The organism is Novosphingobium sp. (assembly GCF_039595395.1).
Taxonomy (GTDB): Bacteria; Pseudomonadota; Alphaproteobacteria; order Sphingomonadales; family Sphingomonadaceae; genus Novosphingobium.
In genome coordinates, this window is record NZ_JBCNLP010000001.1 from 2,143,959 (window position 1) to 2,168,961 (window position 25,003).

The following is a 25,003-nucleotide window of genomic DNA, read 5'->3' on the forward strand; positions in this document are numbered from 1 at the left end:
TTCGTATACGTGATTGCTTCGCGTCCACCCGCATGCGACCGGAAAAGGCACAAGCATAAGGGGATTGGGGTGTCGGAGGATCATACCGCGCAGCACAGCGCAGCAAAGCCCCGTCTGGGGCTGCGCGATCTGTGGAACATCAGCTTCGGCTTCTTCGGCATCCAGATCGGCTTTGCCCTGCAGAACGCCAATATGAGCCGGGTCTTCCAGTCGCTGGGCTCCAATGTCGATGATCTGGCCGCGTTGTGGGTGGCCGCGCCTTTGACCGGCCTGCTGGTTCAACCGGTGATCGGCCATCTGTCGGATCGCACCTGGCTGGGCAGGCTGGGGCGGCGGCGGCCTTACTTTCTGGCAGGCGCCCTTCTGGCGGCGCTGGCGCTGGCGGCGATGCCGCTCAGCCATGTGCTGATCGGGGCTGCTTTGCTGCTGTGGCTGCTCGATGCCAGCCTCAACATCTCGATGGAGCCCTTTCGCGCCTTTGTCGGCGATATGCTCGGCAAGGATCAGCACACATCGGGCTATGCGGTGCAGACGGCCTTTATCGGCGTGGGCGCGGTGGTGGGCTCGCTGTTTCCCAGCCTGCTCGACTGGGCGGGCGTGTCCAATGTCGCTCCCGCCGGAGAAATCCCGGCGACAGTGCGCTACAGCTTCTGGGCAGGCGGAGCGGCGCTGCTGGCCTCCGTCTTGTGGACGGTGCTGACCACGCAGGAATATTCCCCAGCCCAGCTCGCGGCTTTCGGGGAGGCGCAAGAGGTCGCCGCGCCCGATGCCGCGCTGGCCCGTCGCAACCCCGCCAGCGCGGGCCTGTGGCTGGCAGCAGGCGCGGCATTGTCGCTGCTGGTGGCCCATTACGCCTTGGCCAAGGAGCTTTATCTGCTGGCCGCCCTGCTCGCCGCCTATGGGCTGGCCTATGCCGCCGCGATCCTGATGGCGCGCGCCGGTCGGCCCAATATGCTCTCCAGCGTGGTGGGCGATTTCGCGGGCATGCCGCCCTTGATGAAGCGTCTGGCGCTGGTCCAGTTCTTCAGTTGGTCGGCGCTGTTTATCATGTGGATCTATTCCACGCCCATCGTCGCGCAATATGGCTTCGGCACGACCGATCCGGCGAGCCCCGCCTATCAGCAGGCGGCCAATTGGGTCGGGCGCCTGTTCTCGATCTACAATGGTGTGGCCGCGCTGGCGGCGCTGGTGCTGCTGCCATGGCTGTCTGCGCGGATCGGCAAGGTGCGCACCCATGCGCTCAGCCTGACGGTCGGGGCGGCGGGTTTTGCGGCCTATCTGGTGATCCGCTCGCCCCAAGGGCTGCAACTGGCCGAGGTGGGGATCGGCATCTGCTGGGCCTCGATCCTGGCGATGCCCTATGCCATTCTCGCCTCCAGCCTGCCGCAGAGCAAGCTGGGCGTGTCGATGGGCCTGTTCAACGTCTTTGTCGTGGTGCCGCAATTGCTGGTCGCCACGGTGATGCGCAGCGTGATGGAGGCCTTCTTCCCCGGTCAGCCGATCTGGACCATGGGCTTTGCGGCGGCAACCCTGCTTGCCGCCGCTTTAACCATGTTGACGCTGGGCGAGGCTTAAAGCCCTGCGCCACGCTTGAACAAGGGATGGGCCGTGTCGTCGGGCACGGCCGGGTCCTGCTTTGCGACCTCTTCCATGCTGGAGGGCAGTTCGAAGGGCAGATGGCCCTTCGCCTTGGCTCGGCCCAGCACGACATCGATCACCGCCGCATCGCTCGCGCCGAAATTGCCGAGGATCGCGGCGGCCTTGTCCTGCACATTGGTGAGCACCGCGGGCCGGTCGAGGAAGATCGCCAGCACGGCGGGCACATGCGCCGCCTTGGCCTGCTTCAGAGCCTCATAGGCCGGATCGCCGTCACGGAAATCGAGGCGACCTTCCTTCTGGCGGCTGCCGAAGAAGTGGTCGGGATGCAGCTTTTCCGAAGGCGTTTCGGCGCGGATGATGGCGAAATCGGCCTTGGCGGGGCTGTCCACCACGGTCAGACCAGCAGCTTGCGCAGCCTTGGGGTCGACATCGAGCAGCCAGACTTTCTTGCCCTTGGCTCCCGCCGGCAGCAGGCCATTGTTGGTGAGCAACACCTGCGCCTCACGCTGGGTCCGGTCGGCCAGAGCATGGTTGGCAGGCGTGGCCAGCACGCCCTCGGCCTTGGCGGGATCGACATAGGGATCGTCGAAAAGCCCCTGCTCGAACTTGGCGATCAGCACCCGCCGCACCGAGGCGTCGAGGCGTGCCGTGCTGATCTGCCCTTCCTTCACCGCCGCCAGCAGGGGCGCGGTGTCCTGCGTGCCGCCGAACTGGTCGATGCCCGCCTGAACGCCCAGCACATAACGCTGCTGCACCGTCAGATCCATCACGCCCCAGGCGGTTGAGATATCCTGCGGGCGCTGTGGCGCATCCTTGGTGGGGGCGCTGCAGCGGCTGTCGCAATCGAGCGTGATCGCCCAGTCCGACAGGATGATGCCCTGATAGCCCAGCTTCCCACGCAGCAGGTCGGTGAGCAGCACCTTGCTGTAACCGGCCCCAACTGGCTCGACCGGCTTGCCATCGATCACGGGCCCCGAGATGATCGGATAGGTCGGCATGATCCCGCCCGATTTCGCCGCCAGCGCACCCTTGAAGGCCTCGATATGGCGGTCGAGCTGGGCGGTGGTCAGCTTCGCGGTGCGACCGTAATAGTTATGGCTGTCAAAGCCTTCGGGCAGGGCGCCATAGCCCACCCAATGCTTCACAACCGTCATCACGCCATCGCGGGTAAGGCCCGTGTCGCTGCCCTGAAAGCCGCTGACATAGGCCCCGCCCAGCACGCTGGTCAGCGCCGGATCGGAACCGAAGGTGCCGGTGATGCGGCCCCAGCGTGGCTCGCTGGCCAGATCGACCTGCGGGCTGAGCGCCTGATGAATGCCCAGCGCGCGATACTCCGCGCCCGCGATCCTGCCGAAATGCTTGACCAGCGCGGCATCGCCCAGCGCGGCAAAGCCCAGCGGCTCGGGCCATTGCGTCATGCCCTTGCCGTTTTCCGCCGCGCCCAGCACATGCTGGAAATGGTTGCGCGGATCGGCGCTGATGGTGACGGGGATGCCCAGGCGGTCCTGCTCGGCCAGCGCCTGCACGGCATTGGCCTGCTCGGCCATCTGGGCGGGCGGAACGGCGAGGCGGGTGATGAAGCTGGAAATATGCCTTTCGCGCAGCAAGGGCGCCAGCGCGGCCATGTCATAGCCAAGCGTCGAATTGCCGATCGCCGCGCCCAATGCGGGCAGCGTGCCATGCAGCATCTGTCCGACCTTTTCCTCCAGCGTCATGCGGGTGATCAGATCGTCGGCGCGCTGCTGGGGTGAGAGGCGCCAGTCCTCATAGGGGGTCAGCTTGCCATCGCCGTCCAGATCGCGGAACTTCAGTCCGTTGACCGAAAGAATGGCCTTGGAGCGGCCTTCGACTGCAACCTGCTGCTGCGCGGCCGCACTTTGCGCCATGATCGGCACAAGGGCGGTCGCCCCCATCGCCAGAGCCATGATGCCCTTGAATCCGAAGCTTGCCTTGCCCATCGTGACGCTCTCCCCTGTCATCGAACATCTTTGTTCTTCGCCCTGTGTATAGAGCGCGATTGGCAATGGAGAAGTCACGAATAGCAATGCATGATATCATTCCATCCGCATCAATTGCGAAGGGAAGGGCGAAACCAGCCTCTGGGCCTGTTTCCAGTCGCCGGTCAGCCACAGGCCATAGTCTTGCGGGTGCAGGATCAGCGGCATGACGGTCGCCCGGTTCGCCTGGGCCAGCGCATTGGGCTCGGTGGAGACGATGGCAAAGCTGGGGATTTCGGAATCGCGCCAGATCCCCGCCAGCGCGAAGATCGGCGAGGAAGGCACGGAGTACCAGCCCTTGGCGTCAGGGCTCGCCGCCGCTCCGCGATAGGCGGTGACGGGTATCAGGCAACGGAACTGGGTATGCCGCAAGGTGCCGACCCAGAAGGGGCTTTCCAGATTGCGCAAACTGGCAAGGGGATGCTCACGGCCCGGAGGCGGCGGCACACCCCACAGGCGCGGCACCATCATCCTGCCGCGATCCGGCACGCGGATCACCACCGGGGCGTAGGTGCCGAAAGCCACATCGCCGCCCTGCCACACATCGCCGCCCGCATCGGCGCCCAGCGCCGCCGCGATGGCATGGGCCGGCGCATTGAGGCGATAACTGCGGGTCACTCAGCCCAGCCGGAGCCCGAGTTCGGCCAGAAGCAGCGCGGCCTGCTCGCGCGAGATCATCGCGCCGCGAAACAATTGGGCATCCACCAGCCGCAGCCCGCCAAGATCGGCGCCGCGCAGATCCGCCCTGTCGAAACGGGCGCCGGTCAGCATCGCGTCGCGCAGGCTGCATTGGGCAAAGACCGTCTCGCGGAAATCACATTTGCGCAGATCGGCCTGGCTGAAGTCCACCCGCTCCAGCGTCTGCCTGCGAAAAGACTGCCCGGCCAGCCGCGCGCCGATGCACAGTGTTTCCTCGAAGCTTGCGTCCATCGTTGCGGCCTCGGTCAGATCGGCGCCGGTCAGCTTGCAACTGGTGAAACGCGCGCCCGTCAGCGAGGCTTTGCGAAAACCCGCATTGTTGAAATCGGAAGAGGCAAAGCGCGCATCGGCCAGATCGGCCCCGACAAAGCTTGCGAAGGCCCCCCGGCAGGACTGCCACCGTGTCCGTTCCAGCCTTGCGCCGGTGAAATTGGTGTGCCGCATATCGCAGCGTTCGAACTGCCAGTCGCTCAGATCCAGCCCGGCGAGGTCGACCTCGGCAAGCTGGCAGTCGCGCAGATGGGCAGGGCCGCCGCGCGCGGCAAGGGCTTCGATATCCGCCCTTTGCAGGGCCTGCTCAAGGATGGCTGGAGTGTCCATAGGCCGGGACTAGCCGGATGTGCCGCATAAGCCAACGCCTAGGCCAACAGCCGCAGGCAAAAGGGCCGGGATTGCTCCCGGCCCTTCGCGTTCACCTCATGGGCAAGGCGTGGAAGGAACCGTCAGATACGGACCTTGAGCGAAGCCTGATAGCTGCGCCGCGTCTGGAAGATATAGAGCGTCGAGGCTCCGCTGCCCGACTGCGCCACGACCGGCGTGTTGTTGAGCAGGTTGTTGATGGTGATGCCCGCGGTCAGATTGCCATGGGTGAAGCTGCCCGACAGCACACCGAAGCTGTAGGGAGCGATGCGCGACGTGTTGGCGGCATCGGCCCACTGGCGGCCGGTGAACTTGTGCAGATAGCTCAGCTTGAAGGGGCCATTGCCGAAGATCATGCCGGCCATGGCGGTGTAGTTGGGCGCCTTGGTCAGCCACAGATGCGTCACATCGTCGAGCGAGGACATGATCGTGCCGTTGACGATGCCGGTCAGCCCCTTGGCCAGCACATAGCTGACCTGACCCTCAAGGCCCTTGTAGGTGGCCGGATTGGCGCTGATGGTCACCAGATTGGTGGTGGGGTCCATCGTCGTCGAGTTGCTGGCCTGGATGTAATAGCCGTCGGCATCGATGTTCAGGCGGTCGCGCGCGAAGACGAAGCCGGTCTGATAGTTGGTGGTCTTGGTCGGCTGCGGGTTCAGAGGCACGGCGGCGTTGCTGGAGCCGGCAGTCTCAAGGCTGGCCGAGAGCGAGGGGATGATAAAGCCCTTGGCGTACTGGAAATAGACCGAGAAGTCAGGCTTGATCAGGAAGTTGGCCGTCGCATAGGGCAGCACCGGCTTGTAACTCTGCTGGGTGGCGATGCCCTGACGGCTGCTCTGCGCGGCGATGGGGGTGTTGATCTTGCGGGTGAAGTCCATCGCCTTCACGCCGGGGGTCAGGGTCAGGCGGTCGTCGAACAGCTTGAAGGCATATTCGGCAAAGCCCTGGATCTGGTCCCAGCTCGTGTTCTCGTCATATTTGATATAGGCCGGGACATACTGACCGTTCAGCATGGTGTTGGCGGCCTTGTCGGTCTCCTTGTAATTCCAGTTGGAGCCGTTGTTCATGATGTCGAAGTTGAAGGTGTAATCGCTGATCCCGCCCGCGCGGCTGGCGGTCGTGAAGTCATAGTCATAGCGATAGCGGTGCGACTGCGAATGTTCGTACCAGAAGCCGCCCTTCAGGATGCCCAGCGCGTTCTTCCAGCTCACGGTGAAGATATCGCCCGTGTTGCGGTACTGGTTGACCTTCGTATAGCCGGGGATGTCGCCCGCGATGGTCTTGCCGCCGCCGCCGCCATTGCCGGTGCCGAGGGCCTTCACATTGGAATAGCCCGTGCCGGTGCACTGATCCAGCGAGGAGAGCGTGGTGCAGGGCGTGCTGGCGTCCTCGGTGGAAAGGGTGAAGTTCTTGTAGAAATAGGTGTAGGCCTTGTTGTCGATGGTGATGCTCGGCGAAACATCCCACTGCAGGCGCGCGATTTCGAAATCGGTGGTCTTGATCGCCCAGTTCCAGTCTGAACGGGCATTGGTATAGCCCGAGCCGGCTGCCTGAGCGGGGCTGATCGCGCCGTAAGTCTTGCCATAGGCGGCGATCTGCGCCGCCGTGGCGCCACCGGCGGCGTCGGCCGAGTGGAAGGGGCTCTTGTTGAAGCTGGAGAGCACCGAGAACTTCGCATTGTTGCCGATGGGCAGCTCGGCCTTCACGAAGCCGTTGACCCACCAGCCGCCCTGGTTGGTCAGCGCGCCGTCGGTCTGCTTGTATTCGCCAATGCCGATGATCTTCAGACCGCCCAGCTTGTCGATCTTGCCCGAGTTGATGGTGAAGCGGTCCATGAAGGTGTTGAAGCTGCCATAGACAAACTGGTCCTCGATGAAGAACTTGTCGCTCAGCTCGCGGCTGACGATATGGACCTGACCGCCATAGCTGGCCTGCCCCAGATCGGTCGCCCCGCCCGGACCGCGATCGACGATGATGCGCTCATAGGTGCCGTTGGGGAAATAGGAGGTCGAGTGGTGGGTGGGGTCGTTGGAGTCGCCGAAGGGCACGCCGTCGAAGGTGATGTTGTACTGGCCGTCCTGGAAGCCGCGCAGCACGATCTTGGTGTCGGCCAGGCCCACGCCATTGCCGCTGCTGGGCGTGATCGAGGCGCCGGGCGTCAGCATCACCACCTGCGAGATATCCGCGGTGGGCGCCACCGAGTTCTCGATGATCGAGCGCGAAACGATCGCCTGCGGCTCGAAGGTGTGGACCGAGGCGGTGATCGGGGTGCTGGTGTTCACCCTGGTGGCGGTGACGAGAATGTCGTCGGTGTTGCGGATCGGGCCGTCGGCCGGGTCACCGGCCGGATCATTGGCCACCGGAGCAGCGGGCGCGGTCGCGGCATAGGACGTGCCGGTCAGGCTCAGCGTGAAGGCACAGGCGCTCAGCAGCAGGGCGCGGCGATAGGAGGCGTTCATGATGGTATCCCCGTGATGGATGGATGAGATCAGAGCTTGGCAAGTTCGGCCCGCGCGGCAGCGATCTTGCTGGCCAGACGCGGGTCGTTGAACAGTTGGGCGGCGGCCAGCGTGCCGATGGCATGGCTGGCTTCGGTGTCGCTGGCGAAATGGGCGCCGCAATATTGGCGGCTCAGCGCGTAATCATGGGCGCGGGCCAGAATGGCTTCGGCCTTTTTCGGCATCAGCCGGGCCAGCATCCAGCCGACCGAATAGCCAAGCATCGAATGGCCCGAGGGATAGGCACGGTCGGCGGGCTTGTCGCTGTCGGTCTTCTGGCCGCAGACGGCGAGGGTTGCATCGATGCGGTAGGGGCGGGTGCGGTGGAAGAAGGTCTTGCCTTCATCGGTCAGCACTTCGCCTTCGCTCTGCACCGTGGTCAGCAGGTCCCAGGTGGCGGGCAGGGTTTTCAGATCGACGCCGACGGCATCGTTGAACAACGCCGGCGTCTCATTGTGCCCATCGGCCTTGGCGCGGGCGAGACGTTCCGGGGTGGCGCCGGCGATCAGGCGGTGCAGCGCGTCGAGTTCGCGCGCTTCCTCGGCCGATCCGCGCGGCGGCGGGGCGGGCACGTTGAGCGCGGGGGCAAACAGCGCCGGATCGAGATAAGAGAGATGATCGGCCTCCGTCTTGGCGGAGAGCGGCGCGGATACGGTGGATACAAGGGCACAGGCCGCAAAAGCAGCCGCCGCCAGCAATTTGGCACGCATCTTGGTGAAAACCCCATTCGGCTTTCCGGGCCTTTATGGCCTGCGGAACGTTGAGCGGCGGGTAGGAAGCGCGTGTGACGGCTGTGTTACGATGGCCCCAGAAGAACCCAACATTGCAAGTTTAGAATGTTGGCCATGTTCCGCCACAGGCGGAGAGACAGGGCGCGCCGTCTCTGTGCCGCCACCCTATCGCCGGGAGACGTCATGGGAGCGCGAGGGTGTAACACCCTCGCACTTGTTTTTCTGCCTGTTCAGCCGCTGACCGGAAAACGCAGCCGCACCATCAGCCCAGGGCGATTGTCCGCCAATTCCAGCGCACCATTGTGAAAACGCATGATGGCCTGAGCGATGGCCAGCCCCAGCCCGCTGCCCATGGTGTTGTCGCGCCTGAGCGTATCATGGCCGCGCTCGAAGGGGCGGACGACGCGCTCGCGGTCGGGCGGGACGATGCCGGGGCCATTGTCGGCGATGGTGATGGTGGCCTGCTCATGCTCCACCGCCAGAGCCACGCTGGCCCGCGTTCCGGCGGGGGTATGCAGCGCGATGTTGTCGAGCAGATTGACCAGCAATTGCTGCACCAGCCCCGGATCAGCCATCACCATGGCTGGGGGCAGGGGGGCGAGCGCCAGATGGCTGCCCGCGTCGGCGATCACGGGCTCCATGGTTTCGGCCACATCGAGGATCACCTCATCGAGCGCCAGCGGAGCCATGGCGGTGGGGTGGCGCCCGGCCTCGATCTCCGACAGCCTTAGCAGCGCATCGAAAATGGAAATGATCGAGCGGCATTCGCGCTCGGCCTTGTCGAGAAGCTGGCGGCCGGCGGCATCGGTGTGCGAGGCATCGGCCTGAAGCAGCCCGCGCAGCCGTGTCAGCGGGGTGCGCAGATCATGGGCCAGATGGCTGGCGAACTGGCGCTGGCTGCGCATCATCTGCTCCATGCGATCGAGCATATGGTTGAGGCTGGCCGCCTGCGTGGCAAAGATGCCATCGAGCCCCTCAAGCGAGACACGGCGGGACAGATCGCCCTGAGCGATGGCATCGGCGGTGCTCACGCTCAGATCCAGTCGCCGGGCGATCTGCCGCGTCAGCAGCCATGCCGCGCCAATGCCGCCCAATCCGCCCGCCACGACCAGCGCAATCAGACCGATCAGCATCATCTCGCGCATGGTCGCATCGACCTCGCTGTGCTCGACGATCACCAGCCGCCCGCCATCGGGCAACCGCTGGCTGAGCGCGCGGCCCTGATGCCATTTGTGCGAATGGTCGCGATAGATGGTCTCGGCATAGCCATCGGGCAGGGGCGGGATATCGAGCCCATCGGCCAACAGCCGCCCATCGGGGCCGTAGACAATATGCCCCCGGCTCGCGAGGATCTTCTGGGCGCGCCGGGCGATGACGCGCTGTGCCAGCGTGGCGCTGTCGTTGGGATAGCCCTTGAGGATCAGCTTGCGGCTTTCATGGGCCAGCGCCTCATCGGCCTCGTTCATCAACTGATAGCGCGCGGCGAGAAAGGCGATGCCGCCCGCCACGCTCATCGCCAGGGCGAAAGCCAGCCCCACCTGCACCGCCAGACGCCCGATGCGCGGCGGCGGGGCGGGAAAAGCGGCGGCGCCTAGCGGCACAGATCGGCGCGCAGCACATAGCCTTCGCCGCGCCGCGTCTCGATGGGGTCGCATCCCAAGACCTGCAGCCGTGTGCGCAGACGCGAGAGATTGCTCTCCACGATGTTGGTCGCCGGATCGAAGGTATAGGCCCAGACGTTCTCGATCAGCATGCTGCGGGTGACGACCTTGTCGGCATGGCGCATCAGATAGGCCATCAGCGAGAATTGCTTGCGGTTCAGCTCGATCGCCTCGCCGCCAAAGCCGACGCGGTGGCTGGCGGTGTCGAGGCGCAGGCGGCCCACGGCAATATCGCCCTCCTCGCCGGTTTCGCTTTTGGCGGCCGAGCGCGCGCCACGGCGGCAGATGGCATCCAGCCTGGCGCTCAGTTCGCTCATGTCGAAAGGCTTGGCGAGGTAATCGTCGGCCCCGGCGACCAGACCTTCGACCCTGTCCTCCACCGAGCCCAATGCCGAGAGCATCAGCACGGCAGGCACCGGTCCGGCCTCACGCAGATCGCTGAGCAGCGCCACGCCATGGGTGTCGGGCAGCATGCGGTCCAGCACGATAGCGTCGAATGTGCCCGCGCGGCAGGCGTCGAAAGCGGCGCGGCCGGTGGCGGCCAGATCGGTATAATAGCCGCGCGCCGTCAGGCCGTGGCAAATCTGCCCGGCAATGGCGGGGTCGTCCTCGACCACAAGAACCCTGATTGCGCCCATAATCGGGCCGATCCTGTCACATGTGAGCGTGACAGTTTCGTGACGTGGATTGGCGGTTATGGTATAAGCGTTGAATATCAAGGCCTCCGCAAGCTTGCGGAAAAAATCACGCCGACGTTCACGCTTTTTTCATGCTGCAGGAGCGAAAGAGCTGTCCAGCGCTTCGGCTTTTCCGAAGGATTTCCTCTCCGGATATGCCGAGCGCTAACCCTTTCTCAGCCCTTATCAAGGCGTTGTCATGACGGCGCACTGGGTCCTCATGGCATGGCCCGCGTCAGCCGGGCGAATGCTGACTTGCAAGGATGTTTTGGAGAACGGGGCGTTCGTCCATGGCCCCGAAGCGGCCGATGGTTTCGGCGGGCGCATAGTCGGATTGGGCAAGCTGGGTTTCTGATTGCGTTTCCGGGGGCGTATCCAGCGTGGCGAAGGCGCGTTCGAAGGCGGTCATGCCTGCACCGCTCTGGCCTGCGGGGGCTGGCGTGTAGATGAAGCCATAGGCCGGGCTCTCGCGTGATCCCAAACCATGGACGGGGGCATACCAGACGCGCACTTCGCTCCAGTCGCCTGCGGTGGAGGTGTCGACAGCCAGCACGCCCTGCTCGATCATTCCGGGCTGCGACCAATTGGCGTGGTCGAGAAGGATATGCCGCTCATCGATGATGGACTCCACCACCGCGACATGGCCGCGCGGCATCACGGCCGTCGCCTTGAAGGCGAGCACGGCGCCCACCTTGGGCCTCAACCCGCGATCGAACTGGTGGGCGGCCTGGCCCCACCAGCTATCGGCGTCGCCATGGATGTTGATGCCCGACATGGCGCGGGCGAAGGGTACGCATTGCAGCACGCCGGTTGCCGCTGCCGGGGTGGACCCGGAGATGGCCGCGATCATCATCGCAATCTGCACGAAACATGGGAGGAGGAATGAGCGCTTGGGGCTGGAACGTCCACGCACACCAACAGAGCGGCGCTTGTGCACCGCGCGAAAACCAAGCACCTTGATGCCTCCTGAAACGACCCGATTTACATGTGACAATATATCATTATTTTCTTATCGAGAAGTTATGCTCCAACCGTTAACCGCGTTTGGATAACGGTTGAGCGCCACTCCTGCGCGCGGCGAAGCGACCGATCAGGTGGGCAAAGGCTCTGGGCAATCCAAAGTCAGGGCGCGCCGCATGGCCAGCGCCGGATCAGAAAATTGTAACAAGCTCTTGAATCCGCGTAAAAACGCCCAATATGATACAGTGTATCATTAATCACGGGCGGCGCGTGTGTCGAGTTTACGTTTCAGGCCACGCGGCCAGCACAATCAGGGCATCCCCCGCAGGCTGAGGGGGTGGACAGTATCATGACGAACTGGGCGCTGATCTTTGGCGCGCTCGCAGGCTGCGCCAGCTTTGCCGGAGGGCATTTGGTGCTCCGCATGCCTCAGAAAGCGGCGCTGTTTCAGGCGCTGGCCTCGGGCATGATGATGGGAGCGGCGCTTTTCGATCTGCTGCCCGAAGCCATCGCCTTGCGTGGCGAGCACGTGCCTTTACCACTTCTGATAACCATGATCGTCTGCCTTGCTTGCCTGTTTACCGCCTGTCATTCGCAGAAGCTGACCCGCGCATCCGGCCACCGTGCCTCGATCATTCCGGGCTTTCTGGTGCTTCACAGCCTGATGGACGGCGCCAGCATCGGACTGGCCTTTCAACTCACGGTGGGGACGGGCTGGCTTGTCGCTCTGGCGATCCTTGCCCATGATCTGGCGGATGGCGTGAACATCGCCAGCCTCTCCCCAAGCCGTCGCAGCGCGAGCCTTTGGCTGTTGGTCAATGCCCTGGCGCCTGTGATCGGCGCCCTGCTGGGAGGCGCCCTCAACATTCCGGCTCCGATCCTCTCGCTTCTTCTCGCCGCGATGGCGGGCATTTTCCTTTATATCGGCGCGTTCCACCTGATCCCGGACAGTCTGGCCGGCAATCGCTTCTGGGCGACAGCGGCTCTCGTCGCCACGGGGCTTTTCAGCATGGACGTGATCACATCCCTGATCGGCGGCGCCTGAAGCTGCCCAAAAAAAAGGGGCCCTCATCCCGCGATGAAGGCCCCGTCTTTCTCTCAACATTGTCAGCCCAGAGCAAGATCCGGCTGCTTCTCCGTGGCCAGCGCGACCTCCTCGCGGTCACCCAGCACCACGCCCACGCGCTGATGCAGGCCGTTGGGCACCAGATCGAGAATGCGCGTCACGCCATCGGTCGCCGCGCCGCCTGCCTGCTCGATCAGCATGGCCATCGGATTGGCCTCATACATCAACCGCAGCCGCGCCTTGCCCGCCTGCCGCGCATCCGCCGGATAGAGGAACACCCCGCCGCGCTTGAGGATGCGGTGCACATCGGCCACCATCGACCCGGTCCAGCGCATGTTGTAATCCTCGCCCAGCGGCCCTTGCGATCCGGCCACGCGATCCTCGATATATTGCGCCACATGGGGCGACCACTGGCGGCGGTTGGAGGCGTTGATGGCAAATTCGCGCTTGCCCTGCGGCATCTGCATCGGCCCGTCGGTCATGCGCCAGGCGCCCACTTCGCGATCGAGCGTGAACTCATAGACGCCTGTGCCCAGAGTCAGCACCAGCAGCGCCTGCGGGCCATAGATCGCATAGCCCGCTGCAACCTGCGTGGTGCCCGGCTGCAGGAAGTCCTCTTCGGTCACCTGCCGCCCGGCGACCTCTTGCGGAGCCTTCAGCACCGAGAAGATCGTGCCCACCGAGAGATCGACATCGATGTTGCTCGACCCGTCGATCGGATCGAACATCAGCAGATATTCGCCCTTGGGATAGCGGTTGGGGATGAGGTGGATCGTCTCCATCTCTTCCGAGGCCATCGCCGCCAGATGGCCACCCCACTCATTGGCGTCGAGCAGCAGCTCGTTGGCGATGACGTCCAGCTTCTTCTGCACCTCGCCCTGCACGTTTTCCTGCCCCAGACTGCCGAGCACCTCGCCCAGCGCGCCCTTGGAAATGGCGTGGCTGATGGTCTTGCAGGCACGCGCCACGGTTTCGATCAGCAGGCGCAGCTCGCCGGGGAGCACGTTCTGCTCGCGCTGCTGCTCGATCAGGAAGCGTGTCAGTGTCGGATGTCGGGGCGCTGGGGAAAGGGACATGCGGAAGCCTTTTGTCGGGGAGAGGGGCGGGTTGGCTTACGGTTATAACGGCCTAATGTTTCACAATGCCAGCTTGGCGGCAACCGCTTCGCCATGAGCCAGAGCCGCAGCGGCGCGAATTTGTTGGGGCCAAGGGCGCGTGCCGGTGTAGAGTACGAATTGCTCCACCGCCTGAAGCACGATCACCTCCGCGCCCGAGATGATGGTCTTGCCCAGAGCCTCCGCGGCTTTCAGGAAAGGCGTGTCGGCGGGCTGGGCGACCACATCGAAGGCGGTCTGGCAGGCCTCGATCCAGTCCTGCGGGAAGGCCAGATCGGCGCTGTTGGCGCCTTCCATGCCCAGCGGCGTGACATTGATCAGCAAGGGGGCGGGGCTTTCGGGCAGATCGGCGCTCCAGCGATAGCCATAGGCCTTGGCCAGCGCCTCGCCGCGCGGCTGATTGCGCGCGACGATGGTGCCCTGCGCAAAGCCCAGCCCATGCAGCGCGGCGGCCACCGCCTTGGCCATGCCGCCGCTGCCGCGCAGCACGAAAGGCGTCGAAGGATCGATGGCGCGGCGCTCCAGCAGGTCGCGCACCGCGATGTAATCGGTGTTGTAGCCGGTCAGCACGCCATCATCGTTGACGATGGTGTTCACGCTCTCGATCACGGCAGCGGAGGGCTCCAGCGCGTCGATCAGCGGGATCACATCCTCCTTGAAGGGCATGGAGATCGCGCAGCCGCGAATGGAGAGCGCCCGAATGCCGCCGATGGCCGCAGGCAGATCTTTGGTTGAAAAGGACTTGTAGACGAAATCGAGCCCCAGCGCCTCATAGAGCGCATTGTGCAGCCGCGATCCGGCATTACCGGGACGGGCCGAGAGCGACATGCAGAGCTGCGTATCGCGGCCGATGGGTGGTTTCATGCGGGAAGGTCCTTCTGAGGGGGGAATGTGCTCGATCCGCCGGCGATCAGCCGCCCGGCCAGCACCACCTTGCGGGCGGAAATCTCGGGATGGTCAAGCCGGTCGAGCAGCATGGTCATCGCCATGCGCCCGATCTCCTCGACCGGCTGCTGGATCACCGACAGGCCGCTGCCGACAAGCTCCATCCAGTCCTCGCGGTCGAAGCCTGTCAGCGCCAGATCGCGCGGCACCTCCAGCCCGGCGGCGCGAACTGCGCGCAGCACCGCCATCATCATCACGCCATTGCTGACCATCAGCGCCTGAGGCCGCTGCGCGCGGTTGAGCAGGGTGGTGACGGTCTGCTCGGCCTCGCCCACGCCATGGGGTACCGAGATGGCTTCGGCCTCCAGCCCGAGACGGCGCGCGGCCTGCTCGAAACCGGCGCGGCGCTGGGGGCCGGTGGTGCTGTCCGCGCCGAACAGGCCGGTGATGCGGGTGAAGCCGCGCTCATGGAGATGCTCGACCAGCCTTGCCGCCATCGCTTCATTGTCCAGCACCACGCTGTCATGCGCCATGTCGGGGGCGGTGCGGTCGATCAGCACCATGGGGAAATCGGGGGTGGCGCGCGCGACATGCTCCAGCCCGGCGCGGGTGGGGGCCAGGATCACGCCTGAGACGCGCTCCTCATGCATCAGTTGCAGATACATGGCCTCCTTCGCGGGATTTTCGTCGGTGTTGCACAGGATCACCCGCTGGCCACGCGCATAGGCAATGTCCTCCACCATGCGCGAGACGGCGGTGAAGAAGGGGTTGCGGATGTCCGCCACGATCAGCCCGATGGTGTTGGTGTGGCGCGAGCGGAGGCGGCGGGCCGCCAGATTGGGGCGATAACCGACCTCCTTGACGGCGGCCTGCACGCGCTCCTGCAGATCGGCGGCCACCGTGCGGCCCGACAACACGCGCGAGACGGTCGCGATCGACACATTGGCGATTCGGGCCACATCCTTGATGCCAACAGTCGTCATGGGAAACGTTTTCTCCTCATTCGGCGCAGCTTCTGTGTCCGCTGCGGGAGGAATGCCCGATTTTCATGGCTGTGCGCAAGGGCTCTTGACAAAAATATGAGAAAACGTTTTCTCAAGGGCGAGGCGACGACACAAATCGCCCCGGAGAGGCCAGAGATATGCTCGACGTGAACCCGACTGCCGTTGCCCTGAACCAGATGGTGCGCATCGACGCGCGCGCCACCGGCAAGGAGGACGCCATCCGCCAGGCCGGCCAGATGCTGGTCGCGGCGGGCTGCGTGGCTTCCGGTTACGAGGACAGCATGGTGGCGCGCGAATCCGTGGCCAACACCTATCTGGGCTCGGGCGTGGCGATCCCGCATGGGCTGGGCGAGGACAAGGGGCTGGTGCGCCGCGATGGCGTGGTGGTGCTGCAATTCGTGGACGGTATCGAGTGGAATCCCGGCCAGATCGCGCATCTGGTGGTGGGCATCGCCGCCAGTTCGGACAGCCATATCACCATCCTGCGCCGCCTGACCCGCCTGATCCAGGATGAGGCGCGGCTCAAGATCCTGTCCACCACCGATGATGCCGATCTGATCGCTCAGGCCTTGCAGGATGACGCGGCTCCGGCGGCAGCGACGGAAAAGGCGCGCGATCTGGGTGAGACGATCGGTTGGGTGGTCGATTATCCCACCGGCCTGCATGCCCGCCCGGCTTCGGCCTGGGCGGAAGCGGCCAAGGCCAGCGAAGCTGCCCTGCGCGTGCGCCATGGCGAGGAGATGGCCGATCCGCGCAATCTGATCGCCCTGCTGCAACTGGGCCTGAAGGCGGGGGATGAGGTGGTGTTCTCGGCCGCTGGCAAGGATGCCGCTGCGGCTTTGCAGTCCTTCCATCGTGCGGTCACCCGCCTGACCCCGCGCGAAAAGGCCGATGCTGCCCGCGCCGCCGAAAAGGCAGCCAAGCCGGTGCATGGCTGGACCCCGCCGGGCACGCCGCAGATGATCGGCGGCGTTTCGGCCAGTCCGGGGCTGGCGATTGGCACGGTGCATGTGTTGGCCTCCGCGGAATTGACCGTGGCCGATGCGCCGGTCGATCTGGCCAGCGGCGGCGTTGTGCTCAACAATGCTCTGGTCAGGACCCGCGCGCAGATGGTCGCGCTGATCGACGACACCACCCGCCGCCTTGGCGCGGGCGAGGCGGCGATCTTCAAGGCGCAGGCCGCGCTGCTCGATGACACCGATCTGATCACCCTGACCTGCCAGTTGATGGTCGAGGGGCATGGGGTGGCGTGGTCCTGGCATCAGGCGGTGGAGCGTATGGCGGGCCAATTGTCCGCGCTGGGTAATCCGGTGCTGGCCGCGCGTGCCGCCGATCTTCAGGATGTCGGGCGCCGCGTTCTGGCGCAGATCGATCCGGGCCTTGGCATCGGCACGCTGGCCGATCTGCCGGATGCGCCCTGCATTCTGGTGGCCGAGGATCTGTCGCCCTCCGACACTGCGCTGCTGGACACCAGCAAGGTGATGGGCATCGCTACCGCGCTGGGTGGCCCCACCTCGCACAGCGCCATTCTGGCGCGCACTTTGGGCATTCCCTCGGTGGTGGCGGGCGGGGCGCAATTGCTCAGCCTCGCAGCGGGCGGCACGGCCATCGTCGATGGCGATGTGGGCCGCGTGTGGCTGAACCCTTCGCAGGAGGATCTGGCCTCGGCCCGCGACTGGATCGCCCGCAAGGAGGCCCAGCGGCTGGAGCAGGAGGCCGAACGCAGCCGCCCCGCTGACACGCGCGACGGCGTCTCCATTGCCATCGGTGCCAACATCAACCGGCCCGATCAGGCGCCCTTTGCTTTGTCGCAGGGCGGCGAGGGCGTGGGGCTGATGCGCACCGAATTTCTCTTCCTCGAAGCGGGTGACACGCCTTCCGAGGACGAACAATTCGCCATCTATCGCGGCATGATCGAGGCGCTGGGCGACCGGCCGCTGATCGTGCGCGCTCTGGACATCGGCGGCGACAAGCAGGTGCCGCATCTCGACCTGCCCAGGGAGGAGAACCCCTTCCTCGGTGTGCGTGGGGCGCGGCTGCTGCTGCGCCGGCCCGATCTGCTCGATCCGCAATTGCGTGCGCTGTATCGCGCGGCGGCGCTGGGGGGCGATCTCTCGATCATGTTCCCGATGATCACCTCCGTTCCCGAACTGCTGGCCCTGCGCGAGCGCTGCGAAGCGATCCGCGCCGAGCTGGACGCCCCCCATGTGCCCATCGGCATCATGATCGAGGTGCCTGCCGCCGCCGTGGTCTCGCATGCGCTGGCCGCCCATGCCGATTTCTTCTCGATCGGCACCAATGACCTGACGCAATATGCGCTGGCCATCGACCGCCAGAACCCCGAACTGGCCAGCGAGGCCGACAGCCTGCACCCCGCCGTCCTGCGCCTGATCGCCATGACGGTGGAGGGCGCGAAGGTCCATAACCGCTGGGTCGGCGTCTGCGGCGGCATTGCGGGCGATCCCTTTGGCGCGGCGCTGCTGGCAGGGCTGGGCGTGACCGAACTGTCGATGACGCCGCGCGATATCCCTTCCGTCAAGGCGCGCATCCGCGCCAGCACCATGGGCGAGCTTCAGGCTTTGGCCGCCCGCGCGCTGGCCGCGCATACCGCCGCCGATGTGCGTGCCCTCAACAGCGGAGACCTGTGATGACGACCCCTTCGCGCGTGGCCACGGTCACCTTCAATCCGGCCATCGACCAGACCATCACGGTCGGCCATCTGACTCGCGGCGAGGTCCATCGCGCGCACTCCGTGCGGCAGGACCCCGGCGGCAAGGGCGTCAATGTGGCGAGCTGTCTGGCCGACTGGGGTGTGCCGGTGACCACCTTCGGCCTGCTGGGCGCGGACAATGCGGCGCCTTTCGAGGCCCTGTGCGCCGCCAAGCCCATCGCTGACCGCTTCGAGCGCCTGCCCGGTGCGACCCGCGTCAACATCAAGATCGTCGATGATCGCGAGACGACGGACATCAATATGGATGGCCTGTCGGCCGATGATATCGCCACGGGCAAGGTCGTGGCAGCGGTGGAGGCCTTTGCCGCTGACGATGCTCTGGTGGTGCTGTCGGGCAGCCTGCCGCCCGGATGCCATGCGGGTATCTATGCGGAGATGGTCGCGCGCCTGCGGTCACGCGGGGCGAAAGTGTTGCTCGACACCAGCGGGGTGCCGCTGACCCTGGCGCTCAAGGCGCAGGTTCTGCCCGATATCATCAAGCCCAACCGGCGCGAACTGGCCGCATGGGCGGGCGAGCCGCTGGAGACCATCGAGGATGTGGTGCGCTGTTGCCAGCGGTTGCATGCGCAGGGCATCGCTTTGGTGGTGGTGTCAATGGGCGAGGAGGGGGCGCTGTTCCTCTCCGGAGAGGGCGCGCTGCTGGCGCGCCTGCCTGCCGGGGAACTGGCCAGCACCGTGGGCGCGGGCGATGCCATGGTGGCGGGATTGGCTGCGGCGGTCATCGAAGGCGCCGGGCTGGAGCGGACAGCCCGCCTCGCCACCGCCTTTGCTGTCGCCAAGTTGGGCCGACCGGGGCCGCATCTGCCCGATCTGGGCACGATCCATGCCATGAGCGAAGACGTGACCATCACAACAATCGACAGCGCCGAACAGATCGGCGCGAGCGGGACGGGAGAGGCCCGATGACCAGACTTTATGCCATTGTGGAAGCGGGCGAGACGGGCGTCTCCGGCGTGCTGGCCGGAGAGGCTTTGCGCCGCGCAGCCAAACGACGCGATCAGCCGTTGGAGATCGAATTGCGCAGTGCGCAGGGGGTTATCAACCCCGTAACGCCCAGGGCGGATGAAGCGCTGCTTTTCGTCGCGCCCGAAGGCGCCAGCGATCCTTCCATTGAGGCGCGCGCGCATCATCGCCTGACCATCGAGGCGGTGCTGGCCGATCCCGATGCGGCGCTCGCTTCGGCGCTGAGCGCGCCTGTTGAGGACAAGGCCGTCCCCCGCATCGTTGCGGTGACGTCCTGTCCCACCGGCATCGCCCATACCTTTATGGCCGCCGAGGGACTTCAGGAGGGCGCCCGCCAGTTGGGCTACACGCTGAAGGTCGAGACGCAGGGTTCGGTGGGCGCGGGCAATCCGCTGACCGCCGAGGAGATCGCGCAGGCCGATGTGGTGCTGATCGCCGCCGACCGCGAGGTCGACCGCAGCCGCTTCGCGGGCAAGCGCGTCTTCACCTCCAACACCAAGCCCGCGATCACCGGCGGCGCCGCGCTGATCGACAAGGCGCTGGCCGAGGCGGTGGTCGAGCAGGGCAGCGCCGTCAGCAGCGAGAATGCCGACAGCGGCGCCAAGCGTGCAGGCCCCTACAAGCATCTGATGACCGGCGTGTCCTTCATGCTGCCCTTCGTGGTGGCGGGCGGGTTGCTGATCGCTCTGGCCTTTGCGCTGGGCGGCATTCACGCCAATGAGGATGCGGCTGCGGGCACGTTGGCTCATGCGCTGTTCCTGATCGGGGCGAAGGGAGGCTTTGCCCTCATCGTTCCGGCGCTGGCGGGGTATATTGCCTATTCCATTGCCGACCGGCCCGGCATCGCGCCGGGCATGATCGGCGGCATGCTGGCGGCCAATCTGGGCGCGGGCTTTCTGGGCGGGATCGTCGCGGGCTTTATCGCTGGCTATGGCGTCGATGCGCTGAACCGGCTGATCGTGCTTCCCAAGAATCTGGCCGGATTGAAGCCGGTGCTGATCCTGCCGCTGCTGGGCACACTGCTGACCGGTCTGGCGATGATCTATGCCGTGGGCACGCCCGTTGCGGCGGCTCTGGCCTTTCTCACCGAATGGCTGCGCGCCATGCAGGGATCGAGCGCGGTGTTGCTGGGCATCATTCTGGGGGCGATGATGGCCTTCGATGTCGGCGGGCCGGTGAACAAGGCGGCCTATGCCTTCTCGGTCGCGCTGATTTCCTCGCAGGTCTACACGCCGATGGCGGCCGTGATGGCGGCGGGTATGACGCCGCCTCTGGGCATTGCTTTGGCCACGCGCCTGTTCGCCAACCGCTTCACGCCCGAAGAGCGCGAGGCGGGCAGCGCGGCGGCGGTGCTGGGGCTGGCTTTTGTTTCCGAAGGAGCGATCCCCTTTGCCGCGCGCGATCCCTTCCGGGTGATCCCGTCGCTGATGGTCGGATCCTCTGTGGCAGGTGCGATCGCGATGGCTTTTGGCGCCGAGTTGCGGGTGCCGCATGGCGGTATCTTCGTGCTGCCCATTCCCGGAGCCGTGACCCATCTGGGCGGTTACGCGCTGGCGCTGGTGGCCGGAACCGTGGTGAGCGCATTGCTGGTCGGCCTGCTCAAGAAGCCGCTGGTCAAGGGCTGAAAGCGGCGCCCGTTCAAGCGGGCGCGCCCAAATCTGAACAATAAACCGGGTCGGGAGAGTTCGTGTCATGGTTGCGATGAAAGGGCTCGCGGCGTTGCTCGCCGCGGGGGTGGCAGGTTTTGCGCCTGCGCTATGGGCTCAGACGGTACCGGTGGACGCGCCACAAACAAGCGCGGAGGCTGCACCTGTGGCGGCGACGCTCGACAGTCTGGCCGCGAAGGGGCTGAGTTTTTCGCTCAGCTACACCGGCGAGGCCGCGGCCAATCTGAGCGGTGGTCTGGACCGGAAAGCGGCCTATGCGGGGCAGGTCTATGTCGGCGCCGATGCCGATCTGGGTAAACTGGCCCATGTGCCGGGCGCCACGCTGCATCTGGCCATCACCAACCGTCATGGCCAGAGCCTGTCGAGCATCGCGCTGGGCAACAACACATCGGTGCAGGAAATCTGGGGCACGCAGAACACCCATCTGGCGATCCTCACCTGGGAGCAGAAGCTGTTGGGCGGCGCGGTGGATATCGAGGCGGGCAAGAGCCAGGCCAACATCCATTTCCTCAATTCGCCGATCTATTGCAACTTCCAGTCGAACTCCACCTGCGGCAACCCGACGATGGTGTTCAAGGACAGCAACTTCACCTATTTCCCGGCCTCAAGCTGGATGGCCAAGGTCAAGGTGACGGTGGCGCGCGACTGGTTCGCCCATGTCGGCATCTATGAGGTGAACCCCAACCGCAAGGCCGCCGATGACAACGGGTTCAGCTTCAGCTTCAAGGGTGGCACCGGCTTTATCGTGCCCTTCGAACTGGGCTATGGCACGGATTACAACACGGCCCGGCTGCCGCGCCATGTGATCCTGGGCGGCTGGATTGACCGTGGCGACTATGCCGATCCTCTGCGTGATACCTCGGGCGGAATCGCGGCACTGACAGGACGGCCTTCCGCCACGCTCAAGGGGCGCAACGGGCTTTATCTGCGCTTTGATCAGCAATTGACGCGGCCCGATCCGCGCAGCCAGCGCGGGCTGGCGGTGTTCGGCGTGGCGATGGCCAACATCTCGGGCCGGGTGGAGGAAAGCCATTACTTCGATCTGGGACTGGTGCAGACGGGAACCTGGCGAGGCCGGGATCAGGACACCATCGGCTTTATGATCAATGACCAGCACTTCAGCGGTCTGGCGATGCAGCGGATGAACGCCTTGCGCGTGGCTGCCGGCGGCAGGCCCGATGCGCATCGGGACGAGATCATGATGGAACTGGCCTATGGTGCGCAGCTTGGCCGCGCGTTGCGGATTTCGCCCAATGTGCAATATGTGCTGCACCCGGATTCATCGGGAGCACCCTTGCGGGCGAATGCCATCCCCAATGCCTGGATCGTGGGCTTCAAGTTCAACGTCGATGCGATGAAGCTGCTGTCGCATCGATGAGAGTTGGCGCCTCAGACCAGCAGCGAGATGAAACCCTGCTGCTGGCTGGCAAAGGCATCGCTCAGCAGTTTGGTGATCTTGGCGCGTGTGGCCGCCGGATCGGTGGGCGTTGTGTCGGTTGTCGACGTATCGCTGCCTGATGTGGAGCCCGTCGTCGTGCCCGTGCTGGCGCCGGTTGTGTCCGTGGAAGTCGACGCGGCGGTGCTGGTCGCGGCCAGCGATTGGGCCAGTGAGCTGATCTCGGTCAACAGGCCGCTGGTCGTGTCATAGGTGGTGCCCAGCAGCGCGCTCAGGGCATTGCCCGAGGTCGAGCTGTTGGTCCCCAACAAGGTGGCAATGTTCGAGGAACTGGAGCTATCCGTGCCCTGCACCATGGAGATTAGCGAGCTGGCGGTGCTGTCGCTGCCCGACCCGCTGGTGCTGCCCGCGCTGAGCTGGTTGAGATAGGTCGCCAGAGCGCCGACGGCGCCAGTGGTGCTGGATATGGTGGTCATGCTCCAGGCCTCCCTTGAATGTTTCGACCGGGATTTTAGGTGAAACATCCCTTCCTTGGGGAGAATCCCGACTAGGGATTACCCCTTATTTGCAGGCATTTGGCCTTGGCATGGGCACATTTTGTCGAGGTAGAAGAGAGAAGAATGTGAGGAGGGCTCCCCCCTCACATGTCTCCCTGCAAAACCTCCTCAACGCGTGGGAGGCGTCAGCCCCAGATAGGCCGAACTCCAGAGCTGGGCGGCGTTCGATTCATCCGCATCGCCAGCCCCTGCGCCGAAGGCCACCACCTTGTAGTGCCCGTTCTCAAAGGCCCAGGACCACAGTTCCGAACTGGCCATGTCGCGATGCGCCTCGATGGCCGTCCACAGGGTCTTGCGGTCGGCAACCAGATCGGCGCGGACCTTGGGCGGCAAATCGGTGCGCTTCAACTGGCGGTCCAGTCCGCCGGCCAGCAGGGCCTGCTGCCATGACCAGACGACCAGACCATGATAGGCGCTTTGGGTGAAGCGGCTCTTGTCCTCGGGCGTGCCATAGACGGCATTGGCGACCAGCAGACCGATATCCGTCATCAGGCCAGCGGGGAAGGGGCGCATCATGGCGGTCACATCCCGATCCAGCAGGGCGGGGGCGGGGTGGCCGAACATCAGATCGAAGCCGGGGTCGGAGTTCACCATGCGGACGGGCGAGCCATCGGCATTGAGCGACAGTGCGTGGTAACGCACCGGCTGGCCATTCACAGCCTTAAGCGCGGCCTGGGAGGGCACCTTCAGTTCGGCGGCATAGGCGGTGATGTCCGCCTTGGCCTGGGCGGCAGGGACCGTCACATCGAAGAAGCCCGGCGCCTTGCTGGCCCAGATGTCCGCTGCGGCGCCGGCCTTGGCGAAGGCGGCCTTGTCCTCGCCGGTCATATAGGGCGTCAGCACGCCGGAGGCCGTCAAGCGCTGGATGGCACGCAGGGCGGCGGGGGCGAGGGCGGCGTTCACGTCATAGGGATAGCGGCCCAGACCCAGCCCGGTGTTGCTGTCACGCCATTCGCCGGTGGGGCGGCCATCCTTGATCGCCAGCAGATGGGCGACGGCGGGCGTCTGTACGAAGGGCTGCGTGGTGCTGAGCACAAAGCGCAGATTGCGCATCAGCGCCGCGCCTGCGGTTTCGCTGCTATCGCCTGCCTTGCCGCTGGGGGCGGCGAGGAACGCCTTGGCGCGGGCCAGACCGCTCGGGCCGTCCAGCATATAGCGCTCGACCAGCGGGGCCAGCATATAGCTGGAATCGATCATGGCGTAGTCGTAATCGGGGGCGCCGCTGAGGGGCTGGTGGTGGCGCAGATGGTCCAGCACGGCAAATTCGCCGATGCCTTCCTCATGGGCTGCCTCACCCTGCGGCGAGAGGCGGGCGATGACCGAGCGCAGCCCGCCCTCGATGGCCTCGGGCTGGAGCGCGGGCATCAGCAGGCTGAGCGACATCATCGTGTCGCGCCCGAAATAGGTGTTGAAGCGCCACGAGCCGGCCATGAATTTCTCGCGATAGCTCAGGAAGCTGAGCGTGTTGCGCGCGGCGGGATCACGGTTGGCCTTGGGCGAGAGCAGCGCGTCGCCCTGCAGCGGGGTGAGCGGGGTTTCACCGCTCTGGGCCTCGATGCGCAGGGTGATCCTGCCATCGGCCCCCGCCGTGATGCGGCCCATCGCCAGCGAGCCCTGCACCACCGTCACCGCAAGGCGATAGCCCGGCGCGCCATCGAGGCGGTCACGCTGCCAGAGGAGGGTCTGGCCTTTGATGACGGGCAGCGTGTCCACCTCTGGGGTCTTGATGCCGTCGCTCTGATAATCGCGCAGCACGCGCACGGAGGAGAGGACCGCCTGCTTCACCTGCAAGGCGGGAGCCGTGATCTCGGCGGTGGCGGTGATGCCATAGAGCTTGCGGCCCTTGGCATCCTCCACCGTTTGGGCGGTGGGCGGCGTGACCATGCGCCATGTCGCGCTCTGGCCAAGATGGTCGAACCACAGGCCCACGCCGCTGTTGCCCGCCGGGAAGGCCACCAGAATGCGCGGATCGAGGCCCGAGCGCAGCAGCAGATGCGCCGCCACCGGCCCCTGCCGGTAGAAACTGTTGAGATTGTTGCCTTCCTTCACCTCGAACTGCAGCGGCTGAGCGGCGGATTGCGCATGCGCCACAGGCGCGGCCAACAAGGCAGCGGCGGCAAGCGAGAGGGAGGATTTCAAAAGCATCGATAGAACTCCG

The 25,003-nt window shown here is 65.3% G+C and carries 19 protein-coding genes; 6 read left to right on the top strand and 13 right to left on the bottom strand.

Annotated elements, in window-relative coordinates; translation table 11 throughout:
- The first annotated feature begins 69 nt into the window (after positions 1-69).
- Positions 70-1,575 (top strand): MFS transporter, encoded by a 1,506-nt coding sequence (locus ABDW49_RS09925; protein WP_343611572.1) that lies wholly within the window; start codon positions 70-72, stop codon positions 1,573-1,575.
- Here the strand turns inward: ABDW49_RS09925 and ABDW49_RS09930 are convergent.
- The 8 genes from ABDW49_RS09930 to ABDW49_RS09965 form a co-directional block, all read right to left on the bottom strand.
- Complete coding sequence (locus ABDW49_RS09930) at positions 1,572-3,578, bottom strand: glycoside hydrolase family 3 N-terminal domain-containing protein (protein WP_343611573.1); 2,007 nt, start codon at positions 3,576-3,578, stop codon at positions 1,572-1,574. The two genes, ABDW49_RS09925 and ABDW49_RS09930, sit on opposite strands and share 4 nt — an antisense overlap.
- Positions 3,579-3,653: 75 nt before the next feature.
- Complete coding sequence (locus ABDW49_RS09935; RefSeq protein ID WP_343611574.1) at positions 3,654-4,214, bottom strand: SOS response-associated peptidase family protein; 561 nt, start codon at positions 4,212-4,214, stop codon at positions 3,654-3,656.
- A complete protein-coding gene (locus ABDW49_RS09940) occupies positions 4,215-4,895 on the bottom strand; it encodes a pentapeptide repeat-containing protein (protein ID WP_343611575.1) in 681 nt (226 codons plus the stop codon).
- Positions 4,896-5,017: 122 nt separating this feature from the next.
- Positions 5,018-7,393 carry a TonB-dependent receptor gene (locus ABDW49_RS09945; RefSeq protein WP_343611577.1) on the bottom strand — a complete coding sequence of 792 codons (2,376 nt, stop codon included), beginning with the start codon at positions 7,391-7,393 and terminating at the stop codon, positions 5,018-5,020.
- A 29-nt stretch (positions 7,394-7,422) separates the two neighbouring features.
- Entirely contained in the window at positions 7,423-8,142 is a 720-nt protein-coding gene (locus ABDW49_RS09950) for a phosphatase PAP2 family protein (protein WP_343611579.1), read from the bottom strand.
- Between the two features lie 251 nt (positions 8,143-8,393).
- On the bottom strand, positions 8,394-9,764 hold the full coding sequence (locus ABDW49_RS09955) for a HAMP domain-containing sensor histidine kinase (protein WP_343611581.1): 1,371 nt from the start codon (positions 9,762-9,764) through the stop codon (positions 8,394-8,396).
- Complete coding sequence (locus tag ABDW49_RS09960) at positions 9,755-10,462, bottom strand: response regulator transcription factor (RefSeq protein WP_343611582.1); 708 nt, start codon at positions 10,460-10,462, stop codon at positions 9,755-9,757. The genes ABDW49_RS09955 and ABDW49_RS09960 overlap by 10 nt, the downstream gene beginning before the upstream one ends.
- Before the next feature lie 274 nt (positions 10,463-10,736).
- Positions 10,737-11,354 (bottom strand): CHAP domain-containing protein, encoded by a 618-nt coding sequence (locus ABDW49_RS09965; RefSeq protein WP_343611584.1) that lies wholly within the window; start codon positions 11,352-11,354, stop codon positions 10,737-10,739.
- A 456-nt stretch (positions 11,355-11,810) separates the two neighbouring features.
- On the opposite strand from ABDW49_RS09965, the gene ABDW49_RS09970 reads away from it, so the two are divergent.
- Positions 11,811-12,506: a ZIP family metal transporter gene (locus ABDW49_RS09970; RefSeq protein WP_343611586.1), complete on the top strand. Its 696-nt coding sequence runs from the start codon at positions 11,811-11,813 to the stop codon at positions 12,504-12,506.
- Between the two features lie 62 nt (positions 12,507-12,568).
- Here ABDW49_RS09970 and ABDW49_RS09975 read toward each other — a convergent pair whose 3' ends face one another.
- From ABDW49_RS09975 to ABDW49_RS09985, 3 genes are read right to left on the bottom strand one after another with little or no spacing between them, the layout of a single operon-like run.
- Complete coding sequence (locus ABDW49_RS09975) at positions 12,569-13,603, bottom strand: class 1 fructose-bisphosphatase (protein ID WP_343611588.1); 1,035 nt, start codon at positions 13,601-13,603, stop codon at positions 12,569-12,571.
- Between the two features lie 60 nt (positions 13,604-13,663).
- Positions 13,664-14,506 (bottom strand): shikimate 5-dehydrogenase, encoded by an 843-nt coding sequence (locus tag ABDW49_RS09980; RefSeq protein ID WP_343611590.1) that lies wholly within the window; start codon positions 14,504-14,506, stop codon positions 13,664-13,666.
- Positions 14,503-15,510, bottom strand: coding sequence for a LacI family DNA-binding transcriptional regulator (locus ABDW49_RS09985; protein ID WP_343611592.1), 1,008 nt, complete (start codon positions 15,508-15,510; stop codon positions 14,503-14,505). The genes ABDW49_RS09980 and ABDW49_RS09985 overlap by 4 nt, the downstream gene beginning before the upstream one ends.
- A 197-nt stretch (positions 15,511-15,707) precedes the next feature.
- On the opposite strand from ABDW49_RS09985, the gene ptsP reads away from it, so the two are divergent.
- The 4 genes from ptsP (at position 15,708) to ABDW49_RS10005 (ending at position 22,270) form a co-directional block, all read left to right on the top strand.
- On the top strand, positions 15,708-18,179 hold the full coding sequence (gene ptsP / locus ABDW49_RS09990) for a phosphoenolpyruvate--protein phosphotransferase (protein ID WP_343614228.1): 2,472 nt from the start codon (positions 15,708-15,710) through the stop codon (positions 18,177-18,179).
- Complete coding sequence (gene pfkB, locus ABDW49_RS09995; RefSeq protein WP_343611594.1) at positions 18,179-19,168, top strand: 1-phosphofructokinase; 990 nt, start codon at positions 18,179-18,181, stop codon at positions 19,166-19,168. The genes ptsP and pfkB overlap by 1 nt, the downstream gene beginning before the upstream one ends.
- Entirely contained in the window at positions 19,165-20,850 is a 1,686-nt protein-coding gene (locus ABDW49_RS10000) for a fructose-specific PTS transporter subunit EIIC (RefSeq protein WP_343611596.1), read from the top strand. Before pfkB ends, ABDW49_RS10000 begins: the two co-directional genes overlap by 4 nt.
- Positions 20,851-21,037: 187 nt before the next feature.
- A complete protein-coding gene (locus tag ABDW49_RS10005; protein ID WP_343611598.1) occupies positions 21,038-22,270 on the top strand; it encodes a carbohydrate porin in 1,233 nt (410 codons plus the stop codon).
- 11 nt (positions 22,271-22,281) lie between these two features.
- Here ABDW49_RS10005 and ABDW49_RS10010 read toward each other — a convergent pair whose 3' ends face one another.
- Together ABDW49_RS10010 and ABDW49_RS10015 are read right to left on the bottom strand one after the other, a co-directional pair.
- Positions 22,282-22,764 carry a hypothetical protein gene (locus ABDW49_RS10010; RefSeq protein WP_343611600.1) on the bottom strand — a complete coding sequence of 161 codons (483 nt, stop codon included), beginning with the start codon at positions 22,762-22,764 and terminating at the stop codon, positions 22,282-22,284.
- 189 nt (positions 22,765-22,953) lie between these two features.
- Positions 22,954-24,990, bottom strand: coding sequence for a hypothetical protein (locus ABDW49_RS10015; protein WP_343611601.1), 2,037 nt, complete (start codon positions 24,988-24,990; stop codon positions 22,954-22,956).
- Between the last annotated feature and the right edge of the window lie 13 nt (positions 24,991-25,003).